This is a genomic window from Zooshikella ganghwensis DSM 15267, assembly GCF_000428585.1.
In the GTDB taxonomy this organism is placed as follows: Bacteria; Pseudomonadota; Gammaproteobacteria; order Pseudomonadales; family Zooshikellaceae; genus Zooshikella; species Zooshikella ganghwensis.
Map to the genome: position 1 here is coordinate 1 of NZ_AUAF01000032.1, position 19429 is coordinate 19429.

General features: G+C 40.9%; 17 protein-coding genes and 1 pseudogene. 11 read left to right on the plus strand and 7 right to left on the minus strand.

The genetic code is table 11. The features are described from left to right. From F607_RS0109430 to F607_RS34590, 3 genes and pseudogenes are all read left to right on the plus strand, one after another. Window positions 1-247 (plus strand): annotated as a pseudogene (locus tag F607_RS0109430) (IS1595 family transposase); the annotation flags it as partial. A 92-nt stretch (window positions 248-339) separates the two neighbouring features. Further along, a complete protein-coding gene (locus F607_RS32700) occupies window positions 340-801 on the plus strand; it encodes a M23 family metallopeptidase (RefSeq protein ID WP_027707900.1) in 462 nt (153 codons plus the stop codon). Window positions 802-837: 36 nt separating this feature from the next. After that, window positions 838-1437 carry a PPC domain-containing protein gene (locus tag F607_RS34590; protein WP_027707901.1) on the plus strand — a complete coding sequence of 200 codons (600 nt, stop codon included), beginning with the start codon at window positions 838-840 and terminating at the stop codon, window positions 1435-1437. A 98-nt stretch (window positions 1438-1535) separates the two neighbouring features. On the opposite strand, the gene moaB is transcribed toward F607_RS34590, so the two are convergent. Beyond that, window positions 1536-2078: a molybdenum cofactor biosynthesis protein B gene (gene moaB / locus F607_RS0109445; RefSeq protein WP_027707902.1), complete on the minus strand. Its 543-nt coding sequence runs from the start codon at window positions 2076-2078 to the stop codon at window positions 1536-1538. A gap of 349 nt (window positions 2079-2427) precedes the next feature. Here moaB and F607_RS0109450 point away from each other — a divergent pair, with 349 nt between their 5' ends. The 4 genes from F607_RS0109450 to F607_RS32710 all read left to right on the plus strand — a co-directional run bounded on the left by F607_RS0109450 (window position 2428) and on the right by F607_RS32710 (window position 6516). Continuing rightward, window positions 2428-3405 carry a hypothetical protein gene (locus tag F607_RS0109450; RefSeq protein ID WP_027707903.1) on the plus strand — a complete coding sequence of 326 codons (978 nt, stop codon included), beginning with the start codon at window positions 2428-2430 and terminating at the stop codon, window positions 3403-3405. A 120-nt stretch (window positions 3406-3525) separates the two neighbouring features. Continuing rightward, window positions 3526-4278 carry a (Fe-S)-binding protein gene (locus F607_RS28950; RefSeq protein WP_051311218.1) on the plus strand — a complete coding sequence of 251 codons (753 nt, stop codon included), beginning with the start codon at window positions 3526-3528 and terminating at the stop codon, window positions 4276-4278. A 40-nt stretch (window positions 4279-4318) separates the two neighbouring features. Then, complete coding sequence (locus tag F607_RS0109460; protein ID WP_038290833.1) at window positions 4319-5767, plus strand: LutB/LldF family L-lactate oxidation iron-sulfur protein; 1449 nt, start codon at window positions 4319-4321, stop codon at window positions 5765-5767. A gap of 17 nt (window positions 5768-5784) precedes the next feature. Further along, window positions 5785-6516 (plus strand): LutC/YkgG family protein, encoded by a 732-nt coding sequence (locus tag F607_RS32710; protein WP_051311220.1) that lies wholly within the window; start codon window positions 5785-5787, stop codon window positions 6514-6516. 109 nt (window positions 6517-6625) lie between these two features. Here F607_RS32710 and F607_RS0109470 read toward each other — a convergent pair whose 3' ends face one another. After that, window positions 6626-7312, minus strand: a complete 687-nt coding sequence (locus F607_RS0109470) for a class I SAM-dependent methyltransferase (protein ID WP_038290835.1) — start codon at window positions 7310-7312, stop codon at window positions 6626-6628. Window positions 7313-7626: 314 nt separating this feature from the next. Between F607_RS0109470 and F607_RS28960 the strand changes: the two genes are divergently transcribed. The 3 genes from F607_RS28960 to F607_RS28965 all read left to right on the plus strand — a co-directional run bounded on the left by F607_RS28960 (window position 7627) and on the right by F607_RS28965 (window position 13446). Beyond that, entirely contained in the window at window positions 7627-9759 is a 2133-nt protein-coding gene (locus F607_RS28960; RefSeq protein ID WP_169719780.1) for a M4 family metallopeptidase, read from the plus strand. Window positions 9760-10392: 633 nt separating this feature from the next. Next, complete coding sequence (locus tag F607_RS0109480) at window positions 10393-11844, plus strand: C10 family peptidase (protein ID WP_027707906.1); 1452 nt, start codon at window positions 10393-10395, stop codon at window positions 11842-11844. Between the two features lie 189 nt (window positions 11845-12033). After that, window positions 12034-13446, plus strand: coding sequence for a S28 family serine protease (locus F607_RS28965; RefSeq protein ID WP_051311224.1), 1413 nt, complete (start codon window positions 12034-12036; stop codon window positions 13444-13446). Window positions 13447-13659: 213 nt separating this feature from the next. Here the strand turns inward: F607_RS28965 and F607_RS0109495 are convergent, their stop codons facing one another. Both F607_RS0109495 and F607_RS0109500 read right to left on the minus strand, forming a co-directional pair. Further along, the gene (locus F607_RS0109495) at window positions 13660-14055 is read right to left on the minus strand and encodes a hypothetical protein (protein ID WP_027707907.1); all 396 of its coding nucleotides are present in this window, start codon (window positions 14053-14055) and stop codon (window positions 13660-13662) included. Between the two features lie 355 nt (window positions 14056-14410). After that, a complete protein-coding gene (locus F607_RS0109500) occupies window positions 14411-14821 on the minus strand; it encodes a MerR family transcriptional regulator (RefSeq protein ID WP_027707908.1) in 411 nt (136 codons plus the stop codon). Window positions 14822-14953: 132 nt separating this feature from the next. On the opposite strand from F607_RS0109500, the gene F607_RS0109505 reads away from it, so the two are divergent. Continuing rightward, window positions 14954-16066, plus strand: a complete 1113-nt coding sequence (locus F607_RS0109505; protein ID WP_051311226.1) for an AAA family ATPase — start codon at window positions 14954-14956, stop codon at window positions 16064-16066. Between the two features lie 21 nt (window positions 16067-16087). On the opposite strand, the gene F607_RS0109510 is transcribed toward F607_RS0109505, so the two are convergent. From F607_RS0109510 to thiD, 3 genes are all read right to left on the minus strand, one after another. Further along, window positions 16088-17038 carry a T3SS effector HopA1 family protein gene (locus tag F607_RS0109510; RefSeq protein WP_027707910.1) on the minus strand — a complete coding sequence of 317 codons (951 nt, stop codon included), beginning with the start codon at window positions 17036-17038 and terminating at the stop codon, window positions 16088-16090. 171 nt (window positions 17039-17209) lie between these two features. Further along, window positions 17210-17932, minus strand: coding sequence for a glycosyltransferase family 25 protein (locus F607_RS32715; protein ID WP_051311228.1), 723 nt, complete (start codon window positions 17930-17932; stop codon window positions 17210-17212). A 511-nt stretch (window positions 17933-18443) separates the two neighbouring features. Next, a complete protein-coding gene (thiD, locus tag F607_RS0109525) occupies window positions 18444-19256 on the minus strand; it encodes a bifunctional hydroxymethylpyrimidine kinase/phosphomethylpyrimidine kinase (protein ID WP_027707911.1) in 813 nt (270 codons plus the stop codon). Window positions 19257-19429: the final 173 nt, after the last annotated feature.

Consider the following 19429-nt stretch of genomic DNA (forward strand, 5'->3'; position numbering starts at 1 on the left):
ATATCAACATAAAACCGTTTGTCACGGGAAAGGGGAGTATGCTCGTGATGAAGATGGGGATGGTTTTCACGAAGTACATGTTAACACCATTGAAGGTTGTTGGTCATTACTACGCTCATGGTTAAGACCTCATCGAGGTATTTCTCAAGAAAAACTACCTTTTTATTTAGCATTATTTGAGTTTGTGTACAATATAAAGTGCCGAGGAAAAAGCTTACTTAATGATCTAATAGAGCTATTGATATAACCCCCTAGGAATCCATATAGAGCCTTAAATTTACCCCCAAAGAGGATAATGCAACAGAACAAGATGATGCCATCATTATTACTGATGACGTAATGGATAGCGCACCCGCCCACCCAACTGCAGATCAGTTCTATCAAACGTATCAGCGGCTTTTCCCCCCAATTGAACAAGCCAACACAGCACCCGATTCAGCACAATTTTTTACCAACAACCCCAATAACAACAGTTATCCTTTTGCCCAACTACCACCAGATAACCTTTTACAACTTCCATACCCAAAAGGTGAATACTGGCGTATTGGCGGTAGTCATACCAATACCGGTAGTGGTAGCTACCCTCAATCCTCATTGGATTTAAATAATGGAGGTAGCTGGGGTTCTGATACTTCGAACAAATGGGTTACTGCTTCAGCAGGTGGAAAGGTCAAAAAGCACTCATCGTGCTTTGTTGAGGTCGTTCATGAAGGAGGGTGGTCCACCACTTACTACCACCTTGGCAATGTCGTTGTTAACAGTGGCCAAACTGTTGAGCGCAATCAGCGACTGGCAAATTAAGCAAATAATAAACCACAAGCGCTGTGTAATGGTGGAATGTCCACTGGGCCACACCAACACTTTAGCTTAAAACACAACGGTAGCTTTATACACTTAAATGGGGCAAAGCTTTCCGGTTATAAAGTACATACCGGGCGGGACAGTTACGACTCCGACTGTAATTACTTTTGGCTGGAAGGACATGGACAGCGTTACTGCGCCTGGTCCAGAATAAGTAATCCAGGTGTTCCTGACACTAATCCAAACCCGAACCCGAACCCGAACCCGAACCCGAACCCGAACCCGAACCCGAACCCGAACCCGAACCCAGATCCTGATGTCGATGTTCTACAAAATGGCAAGGCCGTTACGAGTATTTCAGGTAAAAAAGGTGCAAAAAAATACTTCGTCGTTAAAGTACCTCAGAATGCAAAAAATCTCTCCATTGTACTCGACGATGGCAGTGGTGATGCTGACTTATATGTTAAAATAGGAAGTAAACCAACCTTAACAAGCTGGGCATGCCGACCATACATGATTCAACAGCAAGAAGTTTGCGCACTCAAAAAACCACCCGCAAACAACTATTACATCATGATTAATGGTTATTCGAACTATGAAAATATTAGTGTTAAGGCATCATATGATGTGAAGTAATATAGCAAACTCACGGCTGGTTCCCTTCAGCCGTTATCCCCTTCTCTAACTCACCCGCTTTTATATTAAAGTGCTCAGCCTAAGCTAATAATGTTTTTTTACTTTCGTGTATCACACTTTGCTGCCATCATGTTTAAATGTGGAATAAAGTTACAAGGCCCATGACGAGCATCAAGCTGCTGCTTCAAAATGCCTTCCCAGCCCGTTCGGCAAGCACCCGTCGAACCAGGTAAACAACACACTAAGGTATGATTTGCTAAACCCGCCAGTGCACGAGACTGTAGTGAAGATGTACCAATTTCTTGAAAGGATATTTGCCGAAATAGCTCACCAAAGCCATCAACTGTTTTATCAAATAAGGGTAACAGAGCTTCAGGCGTCGAATCTCTCTCTGTAAAACCAGTACCACCTGTCACAAGGATAACTTGTACAGAGCTGTCAGCAATCCAGCCAGAAACAATAGCCCTTAATTGATAAATATCATCCTTGCTAATACATCGACTGTGCAATGTATGGCCCGCCTGTTTTACTGCATCAACCAAATACTGCCCTGATGTATCTGTAGCCTCATCTCGCGTATCAGATACCGTCAAAATAGCAATAGAAAGAGGAAAAAAATCTTTTTGAGTGTGCTTACCCATATCTGATTACCCTTAACTGCCGCATATTAACCATTATTAATGTCAATCTCGGAAAAATACTTATACCCAATCATAACTTGAGTCTTTAACAACTACAAAGCTCTTTCCTCCGAAAGACTGACAGGCCAGTTGAAGCATCTTGGACTAGTCTATTGCTTGGGGAGTGAAATTATTCTGGTATTTCATATGAGGCTTATGTTGCTGCTTTTTTTATTGAGTCTTTGCTTTTATGAACAAAACCTTATAAAGCGATTTACATATTGGATTCCATTAAAGGTAGGATGTAGATTTATCTCAACAAAAAAAGTAAAAAATAAGCTCGACACTAACAAGCATTAAAACCACCTCTATGGGAAAATTTAAGTTTTATAGCCCAATTGGACGCAAACTACTGGTCGTCGTCATCAGCGTAAGCACCATGATTGCTGTTGGTACCACAGCTATTCAATTAAGTTATGACTACTTTGAAGACATTCAGCGCGTCAATAAAATATTTTTGCAAATTGAAAAGTCAAGCTTACCTAACCTTAACCGATCATTATGGTCATTTGATGAAAAACAGATTGATACTCAACTACAGTCTTTACTACAAATACCTGAAGTCGTCTTGGTCAAGCTAGTACAGCAGTCAGGCGATACAACACAAGTGATTGGTCAACGACCCGAATCCTCGCGTTTTTTAACAGAACAAACATTCCCTCTAACCATTACGCCATGGAATTCAGAGCAAGTCGAACTCGGCAAACTCACCGTTGTAGCAGACTTAAGTGAAACCTACCGGCGCTTATGGGAGAAGCTTATTGTTATTTTTTTATCCAACTGTACCAAAACTGCCATTGTCGCTTTTGTGCTGCTAATTGTTTTTTGGCAGCTGGTCACCAAACATATCATAACGATTGCCCGTTACATTAACGAACAAGAAAATGCCACACTGATTGAACCCTTAACGTTATCCCGAAACCCAACAAAAGCTTATGATGAGCTTGACTGCTTAGTTGATGCCGTTAACAACTTATATCAATTAACTTCCGAGAAAAAGTCTAAGTCAACAACGCAGAATGATTTCCCTCTTACAACCCAACTACAATCTCTGGATATTCCTTTTAATAAAGCTTTAATCAATAATATTGATTCTGACCTAACATCAAATGAAAAAAACGTAATATCGGCAACAGAAAGTGTTGAAAACAGTTTTAAAACCATAGAGCAACAGTTGGAGAATTTAAACTACTATAAGATTCACTTATCTTCCCATTTTCAACACAGCAAAAAAGAAATTGATCGATTACTCAATCGTATTGCACACCTTAAAAAAAATCTCGAGTGATTAATCTGTTTATCTACATCAGCCATTATATGCGTTATTATATAACTCGTGCCGAAAGATATACCCTACGCTTTCAGCACAAAGTATAAATCGTGGTAAATTTTGAAAAGGAGTTTTTAAGTGACCACGACAGAACATGTCTATCTCTATGGTACCTGCACCATTGACTTATTTTTTCCTGAGGCCGGTATTGATGCCATTACACTTCTAGAACAATACAATATCAAAGCTCATTTTCCCCCTGAACAAACCTGTTGTGGGCAACCTGCCTATACCAGTGGTTATCCTCAACAAGCCCAACAGGTGGCCCTTACACAAATTGCAGCATTCCCAGAAAACTGGCCAATTGTTGTACTATCAGGATCATGTGCAGGCATGATGAAACATCATTACACACACCTTTTCCCTGATAATCACCCTCAATCTATACAAGCTCACCGGTTTAGCCAACGTATCGTCGAGTTTAGCGAATTTTTATATCACCACTTAAAAATTACCCTCACTGACTATGGTCAACCAGTACACGCTGCATTACACACAGCTTGTAGTGCACGACGGGAGATGGATACCCTCCAGTGTAGTCAGCAGCTATTATCTCAACTGCATAATGTTTCAGTGGTATCACCAGCTCATGAAGAAGAATGCTGTGGTTTTGGTGGAACATTCTCAGTCAAATTTACTGAAATTTCAGGTGCAATGGTTAATGATAAGTGTAAAGCACTAGAGGCAACCAATATTCAGCATCTTATCAGTACTGATTGTGCTTGCTTACTTAACATTAATGGCTGCTTGGCAAAGCGCCAAAAAACACCACTACAGGGAGAACATTTAGCCAGCTTTTTACGGCAACGATGTCAGCCAAGGAAACCCTAACACAGCGCTCAATGATTATTGCAACAAAGGACGTTTGTATATGCCATCATCACCATTCGAAATGAAAGCATCCTCTGTGCTCCAAAATGAGGAGTTACAACACAGCTACCGTAATGCGATGGACTATTTAATAAAGCGTCGTCAGCAACAATTCAATGACCCATTAGAATGGCAAACCTTACGACAAAAAGGTACATCAATTAAGACCGCTGCGCTGAACGATTTACCACAGTTATTACTACAACTAGAAGCCAAGTTAATTAACAATGGTATTCAAGTCCACTGGGCTGAAACGCCAGATGAGGCTAATATACTTATCACTCGACTCATTAAAGAAACCACCAGTTCAAACCCTGACCTCTCACCAGCACCTGTGGTAAAAGGCAAAACGATGGTGAGCGAAGAAATACATCTTAACCAATACCTTGCACAACAAGGCATACCCTGCTTAGAAACCGATATGGGTGAATTTATTGTACAGCTGGCCAAAGAAACACCTTCTCATATCATCATGCCGGCCATTCACAAAAACAAGGCAGAAATTGCACAGCTATTTAAAGAACACATTTCTGGTATCTACCAAGATGATGTAGATATCCTAATTCAGCAGGCTCGTCAGTATCTAAGACAATGCTTTGAAAATGCAACTGTAGGTATTAGCGGTGTTAATTTTGCTGTGGCCGAAACAGGCACTCTGGTGCTGGTTGAAAATGAAGGTAATGGCAGAATGAGTACCACTTTACCCCAAACCCATATTGCACTGATGGGTATCGAAAAAGTCATTGCTTCTTTGACAGATTTACCCCCCCTATTAAGTTTACTCACCCGCTCTGCTACAGGACAATCTATTACAACTTATATCAACATGATCTCAGGACCACGACGAAAGGGAGAAAAAGATGGCCCAGAAAAAGTACATGTTATTTTGTTAGATAACGGTCGCAGCAAACTTTGGCAAGATGCCTCATTACGCGATACTCTTCGCTGTATTCGTTGCGGTGCCTGTATGAACCATTGTCCCGTTTATAGCCGCGTAGGAGGACATAGTTATGGCACAACTTACCCTGGCCCTATCGGTAAAATATTAGCACCTCAGCTTGAAACACAAGATAATGCAGCTGATTTACCTTTTGCTTCCAGTTTATGCGGCGCTTGTGGTGAAGTTTGCCCTGTTAACATTCCCATCCCACAATTACTACTTCGATGGCGACAAGAAGCCACACAACAGTATCAAACGAACCATTGTAATCATACGACTATTCCCCAACAACCAACGCCTATTACAGGCCTAAAGTATTCACGTGGACAACACCTTATCTGGAAAACGTGGAGTTGGATTAACTGTCACCCTAAGCTCTATTATTTTATGACCTACTTAGTTACCAAGTGGCGTATTTTATTACCTCGACAGTTAGGTGGCTGGACCCTCTATCGAACACCACCAAGACCCGCTTCAAGCACATTACACCAGCGCCTAAAAAATAAATAACTTGCTAATTAAAAAATATGTCATTAGAAAATAAAGTCATGGATGCACGCACCAAAATACTTAATCGTTTACATCAGGCTAAAATCAAACAACCTCTTTATTCGATTACAGATAATAAAGATAAAAATAACAAAACAATTGATAAATCAAATTCCTCGGTAATCACCAACCCAGGGCATAAGGTTAAATTATTGATAGAACAATTAGAGAAAGCACATGCTCATGTTGTTTTAGGGGGAGCTTACGACTGCCAACAACAGCTTTTAACGTTTCTTAACCAACAAAAAGTTAATTGCTTACTCACGGGAGATCCCATTCCTGAAAATATTAACCACATTTTAACCACAACCTCCCCCTTAACTGCACCATTTCCACGCACAATTAAGCCTTATGCACAACCAATAGAACAGTGGAAAAATCATTTATTTGATGAAGGCAATGCAGCCATCACTAACTGCCTAGCTGCGATTGCTGATACGGGAACACTTGTTCTTCTACCCTCCCCCATTGAACCACGCACCCTATCACTGGTTCCCCCTATTCATATTGTCGTACTTTATACCCAACAAATTGTTCAGAGTTTTGATGCCCTGCTTAACCACACATGTTGGCCCTCAGTGATGCCATCAAATATCGTATTTATATCAGGCCCATCTAAAACCGCTGACATTCAACAAACATTAGCCTATGGCGCTCATGGTCCCAAAGTACTTGCCGTTTTTATAATAGACGACACAAAGAATGAATAATCTCCATCAAGCATAGTGCCGCAAGGAAGCGGCAAGCAAGCCTCTAAGGAAGGATTCACGGCGTATTCGAAGGTTATTATATAGACTTTAGCTATAGGTGCTTTTCAGGCTATTTTGGCTTTATGTCCATAGTGCGTTTTTTTTGAACAAGAATCACATCGCTCCCGATAATTTCAAATGAAATGGGCAAACAAGTGCTCAGATATTCAAACACTGGGGGGCTAAAAAACGAGATATGTGTTAAATCCCGAATATAATGCCAATGGGTAAAAGCCTGTTGATTAGTCACTAATTTGGTCATTAACCCTAACCAACCTCCAGGCTTTAACATCACCAACCATAATTTAATGTAGTGTAATGGATCAGCTAAATGTTCAATGACTTCTGTAGCCGTAATAAAATCATAAGTTTGATTAAGTACTGATTTATCTGGGTAGTAAAATAAATCATATTTATTCACACCAAAGCCTCTCTCCTCTAGCATGGCTGCCAACGCAGGTCCTGGTCCACAACCAAAGTCAAGGCCTTGCCCATTAGCCGCTAACTTAGGCACTAATGGTTCCACTACGCGCGATAAAAAACGTCGATAACCTTGATCATAAATAGCATTTTTGTGCTGGTCATAAATCTGTTTTTCTTCATCTGCCGTTAAATGATAATCCGATGGCACAAAAATAAAACTACAAGTAACACACTGTAAATAAATTCGATATTTATCCTGATGATAAACCTGCAAACTTTCTGCAGTACAGACTGGACAATGTGAAACAACTTTGTTCCCAATCGTTTTATTCATTATTTACTTTATCGCTCTATTTAAGTAATCCAAATTAATACCTAAGCTCAATACATGGTCAACACTAAAAACAATCCATTTTTTGCTGCTCATTAACGAGACTGCGAATCATAAGCCACGCTTGTTATTTGGCAACTTACCAATACAAGTCTACAGTCATTAGCACTAGGACGCTATCTGTCATGGAGACATACGACATGTTACTTAATGATGCACACTTCCATTTCTGTGCTTTCAGCACAATTAAACGAATAATCTTAAGTATACTCTTAATTTATGCACTACCGTACAGTTTTAATGCATTCTGCGCCACAATGGAATCTATTTCAATAACCCATCCATCAGATTCTCAATCGCTTGTGACATTAACTCATTTAACGTCATCAGAAAGTTTACAACTGATCACCAAAGTTGAAGTGAGTGAACAACTTATAAAACATCGCTATCAACAATACTATCAAGGCATTCCTGTATGGAATTCAAACCTTGTTGCCAGTTATAACCATCGTAATCAGTTACTGAATTTTTCAGGTTTTTTGCTGAGAGATATTCAATCAGATATAGAATCAATACAACCCTCACTTTCATCCCCACAAGCACTCAACATTGCTTTAGCGGCAGAAAATATCTTCCTTCATCAAAGCTCTTCACATACTGCAACAAATGAAAGAAACCCAACACTTATCACTAATAAAAAAGCAACGCTTTACATTTATCTTGATAAACAAGGTCAAGCTCAACTTGTTTATATTGTATCATTTATGGCTCATACCCCTGTGGCTCATACCATCAAACCAAAACGACCGTTCTACATTATTAGTGCGCACAGTAAAGACATTCTGGACCATTGGCAAGGATTAACTACCCGCCAAGCAACAGGACCGGGAGGTAATGAAAAAACAGGTATTTATCACTACGGGTCAGACTATGGTTTCTTAACTGTAAGCGACGACTGTCGTATGACAGGTCCCTATATTGATACCGTTGACCTCAACCACCATACTGCACGTGGCAAGGTGCATCAATTCCCCTGCGCTAATAACACCTATAAAGCCATTAATGGTGCTTTTTCTCCACTAAACGATGCTCATTTTTTTGGCACAACCATTCTCAACATGTATGAAGAGTGGTTTAAAATTGTTCCTTTAGCCATGCGTTTAACTATTCAGGTTCACTACCGTCAGCATTATGAAAATGCTTTCTGGGATGGACGTAATGTAACATTTGGAGATGGTTATAAATCCTTTTACCCTTTAGTTAGCCTTGATGTTGTTTCCCATGAAGTTGCACATGGTTTTACCGAGCAACACTCAAATTTAATTTATCGCAAACAGCCAGGTGGCATTAACGAGTCATACTCAGACATTGCAGGGGAAGTCGCTGAGTATTACTTCAATAAAAAAAATGACTGGATGGTAGGTAGTACTATAACGAAGACCTCAGGTGCTTTACGTTATTTTGCAGACCCTACTCGTGATGGCCGTTCTATCGACCATGCTGATGATTATACTTGGGGTTTGGATGTACACTATACATCCGGTGTTTTTAATAAGGCATTTTACTTACTTGCCACCACCCCAGGCTGGGATGTTCGCCAAGCCTTCACCCCCTTTATGCTGGCAAACCAGCTTTATTGGCGCCCTGAAACAAAATTCAATGAAGGTGGTTGTGGTGTTGTTCAAGCCGCAAAAGACTTGCAACTCAATGCTGATGATGTTGAGTCAGCATTTGCACAAGTGGGGGTTAATGCTAGCTGCCAATCCCCCAATGACTCGGTCATTAAAATAGAACATAAAAAAACGCTACCAGGACTATCAGCAGATAAAAAACAAGCCTTATTTTTTCAAATGCCTGTTCCTTTTGGCATGCATAATTTGACATTTAAAATTTGGGGCGGGGCTGGCAACGTCGATCTTTATATGCGCCACAAAGACAAACCAACTCGTTTTATTTGGGATTGCCGTCCGCTTAAAAATACCAATGAAGAACTTTGTCAAATTGATCAACCTAAGACTGGTACTTACTACCTAATGCTTTATGGACAAACAGCTTTCCAGCAGGTCTCTCTTCAAGGTAGTTATGAAATGCGCGTTATAGACTACCGCAACAATACATCTGTTGCGATACCTGACCGAGATTTTGAGGGGGTTAATAGTGATATAAAAGTAGGCTTAGGTAATACCGTGATTCGCGCTAGAATAACCGTAGATATTACTCATCCAGATATTGGTGATATTGCAATCAGCGTAACGCCACCTAACGGACACCGCTTTTTACTGAAACCTTATATGTCTCAAGAAGGCCAACGAGATCTCAACGCACGCTACGAAATAAAACTAGATAACTTGCAACAAGGTGGTATCTGGCAGCTCAATGTGAAAGATGTATTCTCACGCTATACCGGTACTTTAAACTATTGGCGCTTAGAATTATTTGACGATGAGTAAAGATTAAAGTCGTATAAACGTTTACTCTTAGCACCTTTGTCTCACAAAATTCACATCGAGCAAAATTTATATGAGATAGTATGAAAGCTTAGTTAAACATAACGGGAAGATCGCATAAAGCAGTTCGCTATTGAATAAATTCAGTAAAAACCAAGTGTATCCTTTTTGCTGAATTTATTCGTGTAGTTTGATATATTCATGTCGCTTATACTTTACTATAAAAGAGCACATCCGTACTTATTTTTAGGGCATCTCTTAAAATTGTGATTTTTTAAAGTACTCATTATTTAACCAAAAAACTTATTTAACTAGGGCCTGTTAACACTACTTGAATATCACTGTTATGACGGTAAAAGCACTAATCTAGGCGCGAAGAGTGAAGTTTAGTTGTTCTAAATGAACAATGAGCAACAACAAGTAGTGCTTTTACCGTCATAACCCTTCGGGCCGTGATTATTTTTCCACCTAGCAGTGTTACAAGTCATTTATGTAGAATGACTACACAGCATTCCTTGTGCCTTGCTAGGCGAAAAAATAGTCTACGGCAGTGGTGATTCAAATAGTGTTAACAGGCCCTAAACAACTGATTAAAGATACCCTTCACTAAAAGTGTATCTTCCAAGGAAAGGTGTTATGTTTAAATGTATATCCAATAACATTGCTAAAAAGGCAATGACCACTCATGAAGTTTCTAAGTTTACAGCCTGTATTTTATTATCTTTTACATCAACCGCTTTTTCTGCAGACATTAGCCAGTCTTCCGCCCAAACCCTTGCTACCCAGTTTTTTAAAAACAAGTATGCTACAAATACTGTTGATGTAACTCATGCTCAAATTAAATACGATAACAATAACAAAGCAAAAGCTTATATTTTTCAAATAAATCACCAAGGCTTTGTGATTGTCGCAGCACAACAACAACGCAATCCAATTTTGGCTTATAATAATACTCACGGTGAGATGACATTTTTACAGAATCACTCACCACTCATGAACTGGCTGACTGACTATACAGCACCTAATACCAAGCCTGCGACCTCACGTAATGCAAGGAGCAAGCGATCTACAACAAATACATCCGTTGCCCCCTTAACAACAACAAAGTGGTCACAAAATGGTTTCTATAATGATTTAATACCCAACGAGTCGCTGACAGGCTGTGTAGCGACTGCAGTTGCTCAGTTTCTAAAATACCATCAATACCCTGAACACGGTTACAGTCATAATAGCTACACCTACTCTGATCAAGGCACTATCTCAACCGATTACCGTACAACCTATTATCAGTGGGATAATATGCCAGACCAGCTGTTAGCCGCGAATAATGATGTTGCCACACTGATGTTCCACAGTGGTACGGCGGTAAAAACACTTTATGGTTCAAGCTTATCTTTAGCCCCCATGCGTTTTATCCCAAATGCACTAGAAAAACACTTTAACTATATTACAAATGGCTTTGAGTACGTCAGCCAGTTTGACAACCTTCCCGCCTGGCGCGACCTTATTATCCATGAGTTACAGGCAAAACGTGTCGTCATTTTAACGGGACTCAGTGGTAACGCCGGTCATGCATGGATTGTCGATGGTTATGATGGTCATGACTACTTTCATATGAACTGGGGTTGGGGTGGAAACATGAATGGTTACTTTCAGTTAACCTCGCCAGCACCGCGAGGAAATTATAATTTTAATCAACGTATGGCTTTTGTAAGAGCCGCACCTCGTCCATCTTTAAACCATATTCCTTTTTGCGAAAGTACGCAGTACCTTACCGCTAACCAAGGAGAGATCAGTGATGGCAGTCAGCAGTGGAATTATCCCGTAAACAGTGATTGTAAATTTATTCTCCAACCAAATGTAGCAGGCCAGTTAAAGCTGCAATTTCAGTCATTTAATACTGAAAGAAATCATGACTTTGTCACTATTTATGATGGTACTACAACTGCAGCCCCCATGCTTGGCCGGTACCATGGATCCTCCCTCCCAACAACGATTACCAGCCAGAGTGGCAATTTATTAATCCATTTTACCAGCGATGACATTGTCAGTGGAAAAGGTTGGCAAGCACGCTATTGGGTACAATAAACTCGGATTAAAACGAATCCTAAACTTAAGATGCAAGGACAACAGGTGTTGTCCTTGCATTAAAAAACTATTTTTGGGAATCTATCAATTCTTGCTGCTGTTCACGTAACTCGGCAATTAATTTAACCCCAAGATCTATACCTGTACTGAAGGGTATATTTTTCACCATGGATTAGGATAACTCACTTTATGCGAATAAATAGAATAATAATACGCAGTCTTTTGCTATGTTTGACATTATTCTGGGCTAGCTGGAGTTCAGCTCAACCTCTCTTGGCTCATGCATCTCAAGATATATTAAGCTATTTGCAAGCTATTCCCGGCATGGAAGCAGAAGAGCTTAATAATCCCCCCTCTGGCTATCGATATATTTTAATACGATATAGTCAGCCCATTGACCATGAGCGTCCTTGGTTAGGTTCGTTTAAACAACGAATGGTGTTACTCCATAAAGACCAAAATGCCCCTATGGTCTTAGCCACTAATGGTTATACCATTGCAGTGAGCACATACCGATATAACTTAACCCAAGTACTCAATGCCAACCAACTGAAAATAGAGCATCGTTTTTTTGCTGAATCCACCCCGGAACCCAAAGACTGGCAATATCTAACCATTAAACAAGCAGCTGCAGACCACCACCGAATTGTCACAGCAATACGCCCCTTTTATACCGGAAAATGGATTTCTCGTGGCAGCAGTAAAGGAGGAATGACCGCAATTTATCATCGTCGTTTTTACCCTGATGATGTTGATGGTACGGTGGCGAATGTGGCTCCTCAAAGCTTTGGCCGTCTTGATCCGCGTTATGTCACATTCCAACAACAGGTTGGGCCTGCTGGCTGTCGCGCCGCTTTAAAGCAGTATCAGCGAGAATTACTAAAACGACGGGATATCATGAAAGCCTATATTCAGCGTTATAGTAATGAGCAAGGTATGAATTTCAGTCTTGAAGGTGGTTTAGATCAAGTGCTGGATATGACCGTAGGCGAACTGTATTTTCAGTTCTGGCAATATGGTGATATTGCTAACTGTAAAGATATTCCCACAAACGATGCCTCAGACGCAGATCTTTTTCAGTTTATGGTAGATTGGGGACCTCTCTATTTCTTGAGTGACATTGGCCGAAAAACTTATGAGCCATACTTTTATCAGGCCATTACCCAGCTCGGTTATCCTCGCCTTATGCTAGGGCATATAACAGACCTGCTGCAGTATGACCCTAACGACTATCGTCCTTATGTTTCGAAGTGGCCTTCTCAAGCTTTTGACTACCGAGCGATGTGGGATATCGCTAATTTCGTTGTATTAAAAAGCAGCAATCTGATGTTATTTTACGGTGACATTGATCCTTGGACTGCAGGTGCCTTCTTTTTACCTAACTCAGGCAGGCGTAGTACTCATTCTTTTTGGGTTAAGGATGGAAATCATGGCACGGATATTTTAACGGTAAGTGAAGAAGATCAGAAAAAAGCCTTTGCAATGCTAAAGCAATGGACTGGTATTGAAGCTAAAGTGCCTTCGGTCATGTTACGTCATACAGGGCAAGACAGTGATAACCAAAAACAATTCAACGAAGACTTAATTAGACGTCCTTTATAGTTCAAGTATACACTTTGCAAATCAATTGTTTGCAGCAGGAGGGATAGTCAGCCCACTGCTGCAAATATACCCAATAGAAATGGTTTTTAGGTGCGGCCATCGAGTGACAAAGCCCCATGAGCCTATATTAATAGGTGATTGGGGTGAGGGGTGAAGATCACAAAACCTAGAAATCATTCGTGAAGGGTATATTTATGTTATTTGTAGATCGCACTAAACATGACATGAACCAACCACATCAAATGAAAGCTGCTCTGCAAACTGACGTATTGTTAGCTGACCATGATATTCCATATGATTGATGGTGTTATTCGTTTTAGATTTTATCAATTCCACACTGATTGTGGGTTCGTCCCGCACCGTAAACTTCTCAAACTGATCACGAATCTCTGATAGTTGCAACGTCCTTAGTCGACCATTGATGATCATTTTTGCCTCAGCACCACTAGCAAAACGAGTAAAAATAAATTTCCATGTGTGTGGCTGCCTAGGGTTAAAAAGATAGGCATCATTTTCCAGCATAAAATTACAGAAGTTACTATATTGCTCACCAGCCATAACCCCAATTGCAATTGGCACCCTAGTTTGCTCAGCTCTTTCCTCACCCATTAATGACTCTTTAGTATTACAACCCATAATCTTTACAGTCATTAGCAAAAAGGCAATAAGTTTTATACGACATATAGGGGAGACTCGTTTTGTCCTATTTCTCTGCCCCCACAATAGTGATAATGAATTGCCCCACATAATTGCCTTCCTATGCCATTTTAATTAGCATTAATGGGTACTACTTAAAATAATGCTTTTATTGTAAGCATAATGAAGCACACTTGATATTTAACAAGCTCACTCTCATTACGCATAATAATTACTATAGTTGAACAACCCCTAGGCTATTTATAAGAAACTGAATTATACAAACTCACCGCTTATAACTACTAACGAGTTACTAAAAGCAGTCTGTTCATTCATTTTGTTGCCAGTTATCAATCAGCTGACACACTGAGTCACCTTTGGGGACACCATCAGGCATAACAGCCCACTGGCTCAGCGCTGTTTCCATTCGAGTAAGTAATGTACTTAACTCTGTAATTTGCTGTTTAACCTGAGGGATATGTTGAGCTAATAAGTCCCTCACCATAGGGCAAGGTGAGTCACCATGTTTTGCATGCTGTAAAATTTGCATGATTTCTTTTAGGCTAAAACCCAGTGTTCTTGCTTTCAAGATAAAATTTAACTGCTGTTCATCATGCCTACCGTAATCATGATAACCATTTGCCGGATTACGCTGGGGTGATAACAGGCCTTGTCGCGTATAAAACCTGACTGTCTCTGCGGTAACACCTACCCGCTTTGCTAAGTGACTTGCTTGCATACTAAAACTCCGCTCTACTTTCAGAGCAATTTTAAAACCTAGGAGTTACACCCAAGTCAAGCTCAGTTACTTATTCGATGCTAAGCTAAAAAGCATCTTCTCGATTTTGATGCAGTCATTAACATTAAGCTGATGATCAAACAAATTCATATCGAAGGCTACCGTTCTATACGTGAGCTGTCACTGCCACTCCATCCTGTGAATGTATTGGTAGGTCCAAATGGATGCGGAAAGACAAACTTATACCGTGCCCTGCTTTTATTATCAAAAGCTGCAAAAGGTGAGTTTGCTTCATCCATCATTTATGAAGGCGGTATGCCATTAGCACTTTGGGCTGGCGAAAAACGACACAGTGATACCAAAAGAACACCTCGCCGGATCAAGCTTGCTGTTTCTTTTGAAGAGTTGAGCTACGAGTTACATGCAGGGCTAACGCCCAAAACCCCCGCAAATACCTGCTTTGAATTTGACCCAGTATTTAGGGAAGAATACGTCTGGCTGAAAGCGAAACGTCGTCAAAACAACACATTGCTAACCAGAAAAGCAACCTCGGTATGGCTAACTCATGCGGATAGAAAACGCTACGAATACCCAGTAACACTTTTACCTAGTGAGTCAGTATTATCTCAGTTACAGGAACCTCACTTGTATCCTGAGTTATTCACTCTCCGAGAGCTGTTACTGCAATGGCGCTTTTATCACTATTTTGATACCGGCCCACCAGCTGCGGTTCGTCAACCTCAAGTCGGTACCCTGACCCCCGTACTCAGTCATAATGGCAATGACTTAGCTGCGGCTTTACAGACGATTATCGAAACCGGAGATGAGTCAACCTTACATGAAATTATCGAGACAGCCTTTCCAGACTCAAGACTTTTGATTCTACCTAACCACGGTCGATTTGCTATTTACTTGCAAAAAGACGGCATACGCCGCCCGTTTGAAGCCCGCGAGCTATCAGATGGCACTTTACGTTTCTTATGTCTGACGGCAGCACTACTCAGTCCCCGTCCTCCGAGTCTGCTGGCCTTAAATGAACCTGAAACCAGTCTCCATCCTGACCTGTTACCTGCCCTAACACTGTTGATTGGCCACGCAGCTAAATACTCACAGCTCTTTATAACAACGCACTCATATTCACTGGCAGAAGTAATTGCTGATTTGTGTAACACCCAGCCTATTATCCTGGAAATGCTTGATGGTGAAACACGCTGGGTCAACGAGCCTATAGCGATGAATACATAAGAAATAAAGCAGCTTTATTTCTTAACGCATGCCATGAGCTCTTAATACTCGCTGCGCAAAGGCATTGGCTCTGAGTGTTGAGGTACCTGTAATTTTTGCAATATTTGCATTACGCTTCTGCGCTGGATAGTCACGAATACTCTGCAATAGCCGTTTGTGGGATCGCTTGACAACAAATGCCGGCGCATTAGGGTTAAACCCCATTCGATAGGCATGATAAGCAACATGGCCTGCCATATTTTCTTGATCCGTATCTCTATTCCCCCCCAGTGCCCGAAAAGATTCAACTGCCTTAGCAATAATTTGCTTACGCGCTGTACCGTGACTACTACTTAATGATGGGTGTGCTTCAGAGTAAGACATGCCTGGCATACCCGGAATAGGTTCCATACCATAAGGTGTATGCTGTACAAAAGCCGTTGGATCATTAACTCTTTGTGCCAGGCTCTGCGCTGTCGTTTTTGCAGTATCAAAACTATGACGGCGCATGTACATAATCGCATCATCGGTACGCTGCCCAAGCCGATCAGGTCCCATCATTTTCGTTTGACGTACACTTGTGTTTGCTGTCAACTCTTGAGCCATCGCTTGAGAGACTTGTTGCGACCGTTGCGGATCAATATTTAGGGTAATCCGTGCACGACTATGAATTGGCCCAGTCAGAGGCATGATTCGGTAAGAAAATTTATGTGCAGCCCTACGAAACCCACGTCTTAACATATATTGAGCTGGTGATTCACCCCGATTACCCTGGGGGTATACTTGCACAGGAATACTAGGATTAGCATGTAACTGTTGCAGTGAAAGCAAATGATTCATTTGCTGCGGTTGGCTAAGTTGATTTGAGCCTGGAGAATGAGTGTCGTAGATGGTACGCGCTCGCTGCTGGAGCTGAGCATTACTCGCGCCTCCAGGTGAAGAAGTATGGGTTTGAGTAGCCCATTGAGTCATACTTTGGAGTGAATCAGGCATTTCCTTTCACCTTAACGAACCTTCCATGGTTTAGCACCCTTAGCTACAGGTACTGACAACACTATTTCCAATAGTTATGTTAGTAACCTTAGCTATAAATAATTAAAGCTGCCAGATAAAAGCAAAAAACGTTGTCATTCAAGTGTTGTATGAAGCTCACATCCTGTGATGTCAGTCTGTAACTGCAACGGCAGGCTTGTTCTCTTTGCTTTGCCGCTTACGCTTCCAATAACTCGGACGGTTCAATAGTGTGTACTTGATGTTTTTTAATGCTGACCAGTATTGATAGCGTCGATTCCAATGCCAATGCTCATCCGTGAATTCAGCATTATCTTTTTCCAACCGATGACTGGCAATATCACTTGCTACAACCGAATAGGGTAACTGCGAGGTAAGCATAGGAAATGCTGTATAAGAGTCAAACTCACGCTTATAAATAATATCAATAGGCTCGTGATGATAATCAGCAGCTGCCAGTTTCTCCAAACCACTTCTTTGCAAAATATAAGAATGTGTGCAAAACAGCTTACACCTTGCAATATTAGGACGATAAGTCAACCAAAGACGACCTAAAAACCCGCCTAAATAAAAAACGTCACCTTGGTTTGAGCATAGGAAGTTATTAATACGTTTAAGCTGACTCGGTGAGGCTTGTTTATGAAAAAGAATATCATCTTCAAATATCAAAACCCGCTGAAAACCTTGCTCAAGTGCATGCCGAGCAATATCTCTGTGCGAATTATAGCACCCTCGTTCAGGGTTATCTTTATCTTTTTCAACTAACCAGAACTCAACAGGATTGCCTATCACACTCAAATTTTTTTTTGCTATTTCCTGCCTGTCTGTACGTTCCTTAAGGCTAATACAATACGCCTTATCAACGGCAAACTGCATACTACTCACCGACAACTTGAAAGGGAAACGGTGCTTAGCTTAACTGAAGTACGTTGAAAAATCGAGGTTACTAATTTAACTTAATCTCTTTATCTTTTTTAAAAGTTTCTGATAAAGATCGCTGGCGTGTTAGATATATCCTTCACAAATCATTTTTATGTGCGCTATCCATAGCGCTCACCCTAACGGGCCAGCGAAGCTGTTCTAATGTGTCCCCGACACATTAGTAGGGTTTGTTGTCAGCGCTCTTGACCGCCAAGGATGGTGGGAATGCAGTTTATGCATAATGACATGGATGTCATGTAGTAGAGCAAAGCAGGAGCAATTGCCGAGGAGCATTTAACTGTCACCCCAGTCACTTATTAATATAACCGCCCAGCAGCGCTTTTATATCAATTAAAGTGGCTACCGCAAGTTTCACAGCAGTAAACTTGCCCAGGGGCTTCATCGCTTGACGGCCGCACCCTTGTGCCCTTGGGGTATAAAAACACTTCGTTTTGGGTATAGCTTATTACCTATCAAAAAAATGCCCTAAAGGACCACACCCTTTACCAAGCTGCCAGGATGCACTGTTTTTTAGCGCTTCCGTCAAATAACACTTGCTTTTTTCAACCGCTATCTCCAGTGCTAACCCTTGGCCTAAATAACAAGCTAATGCAGCAGATAGTGTACAACCTGTACCATGAGAATTGGGCGTAACAACTCTTGCGGCAGAAAAGTTTTTAAGCTTATCCGGCAAAACTAGAACATCAGTACACTTTTTTTGATTAGATGAGTGCCCTCCTTTTAATAACACCGCTTTGGTGTTTAAGTCTCGTAACCGAATAATCAGCTCAGATATTTTATCATCTGTATAGCCATCTTCCTTTTCCCCTACCAAGAGGCTTGCTTCTATCAGATTAGGGGTAACAACATTTGCTAATGGAAAAAGTATATCCTTGAGTGCGTTAATGGCTTCTTTTTCAAGGAGTGTTTTACCACTTGTAGAAGCCAGAACCGGGTCAACCACTAACCATTGTGGTTTATAATCACTCAATTTAGCCGCGACTGTTTTAATAATTTCCGCATTAACTAACATCCCTGTTTTAACTGCTTTCACTGAAAAATCTGTAAATACGGCATCAAGCTGTTTCGCAACATGTGCTGATGACATAGAAAATACATCAAATACTCCACAGGTGTTTTGCGCCGTAACCGCTGTTAAAACCGTACACGCATAGCCCCCCGTAGCACTAATTGCTTTTAAATCTGCCTGAATCCCCGCACCAGCACCACTATCAGAGCCTGCAATCGTTAAAATAACAGGGGGTTGCTGCTTACCCACACGCCTATCCTCGTTCAATTTTTCGCTTAAAAAACAAACTTACAGTGATCGTCAGGAAAAGACCATACTGTCAGCGTTATTAATTGCCTTCTTTCTTTTAATTTTTTTATGATGATATCCTTCACTTTGGGTATAAGTTTGTATCACCCTCAATTAGCAAAATAATAATTAAA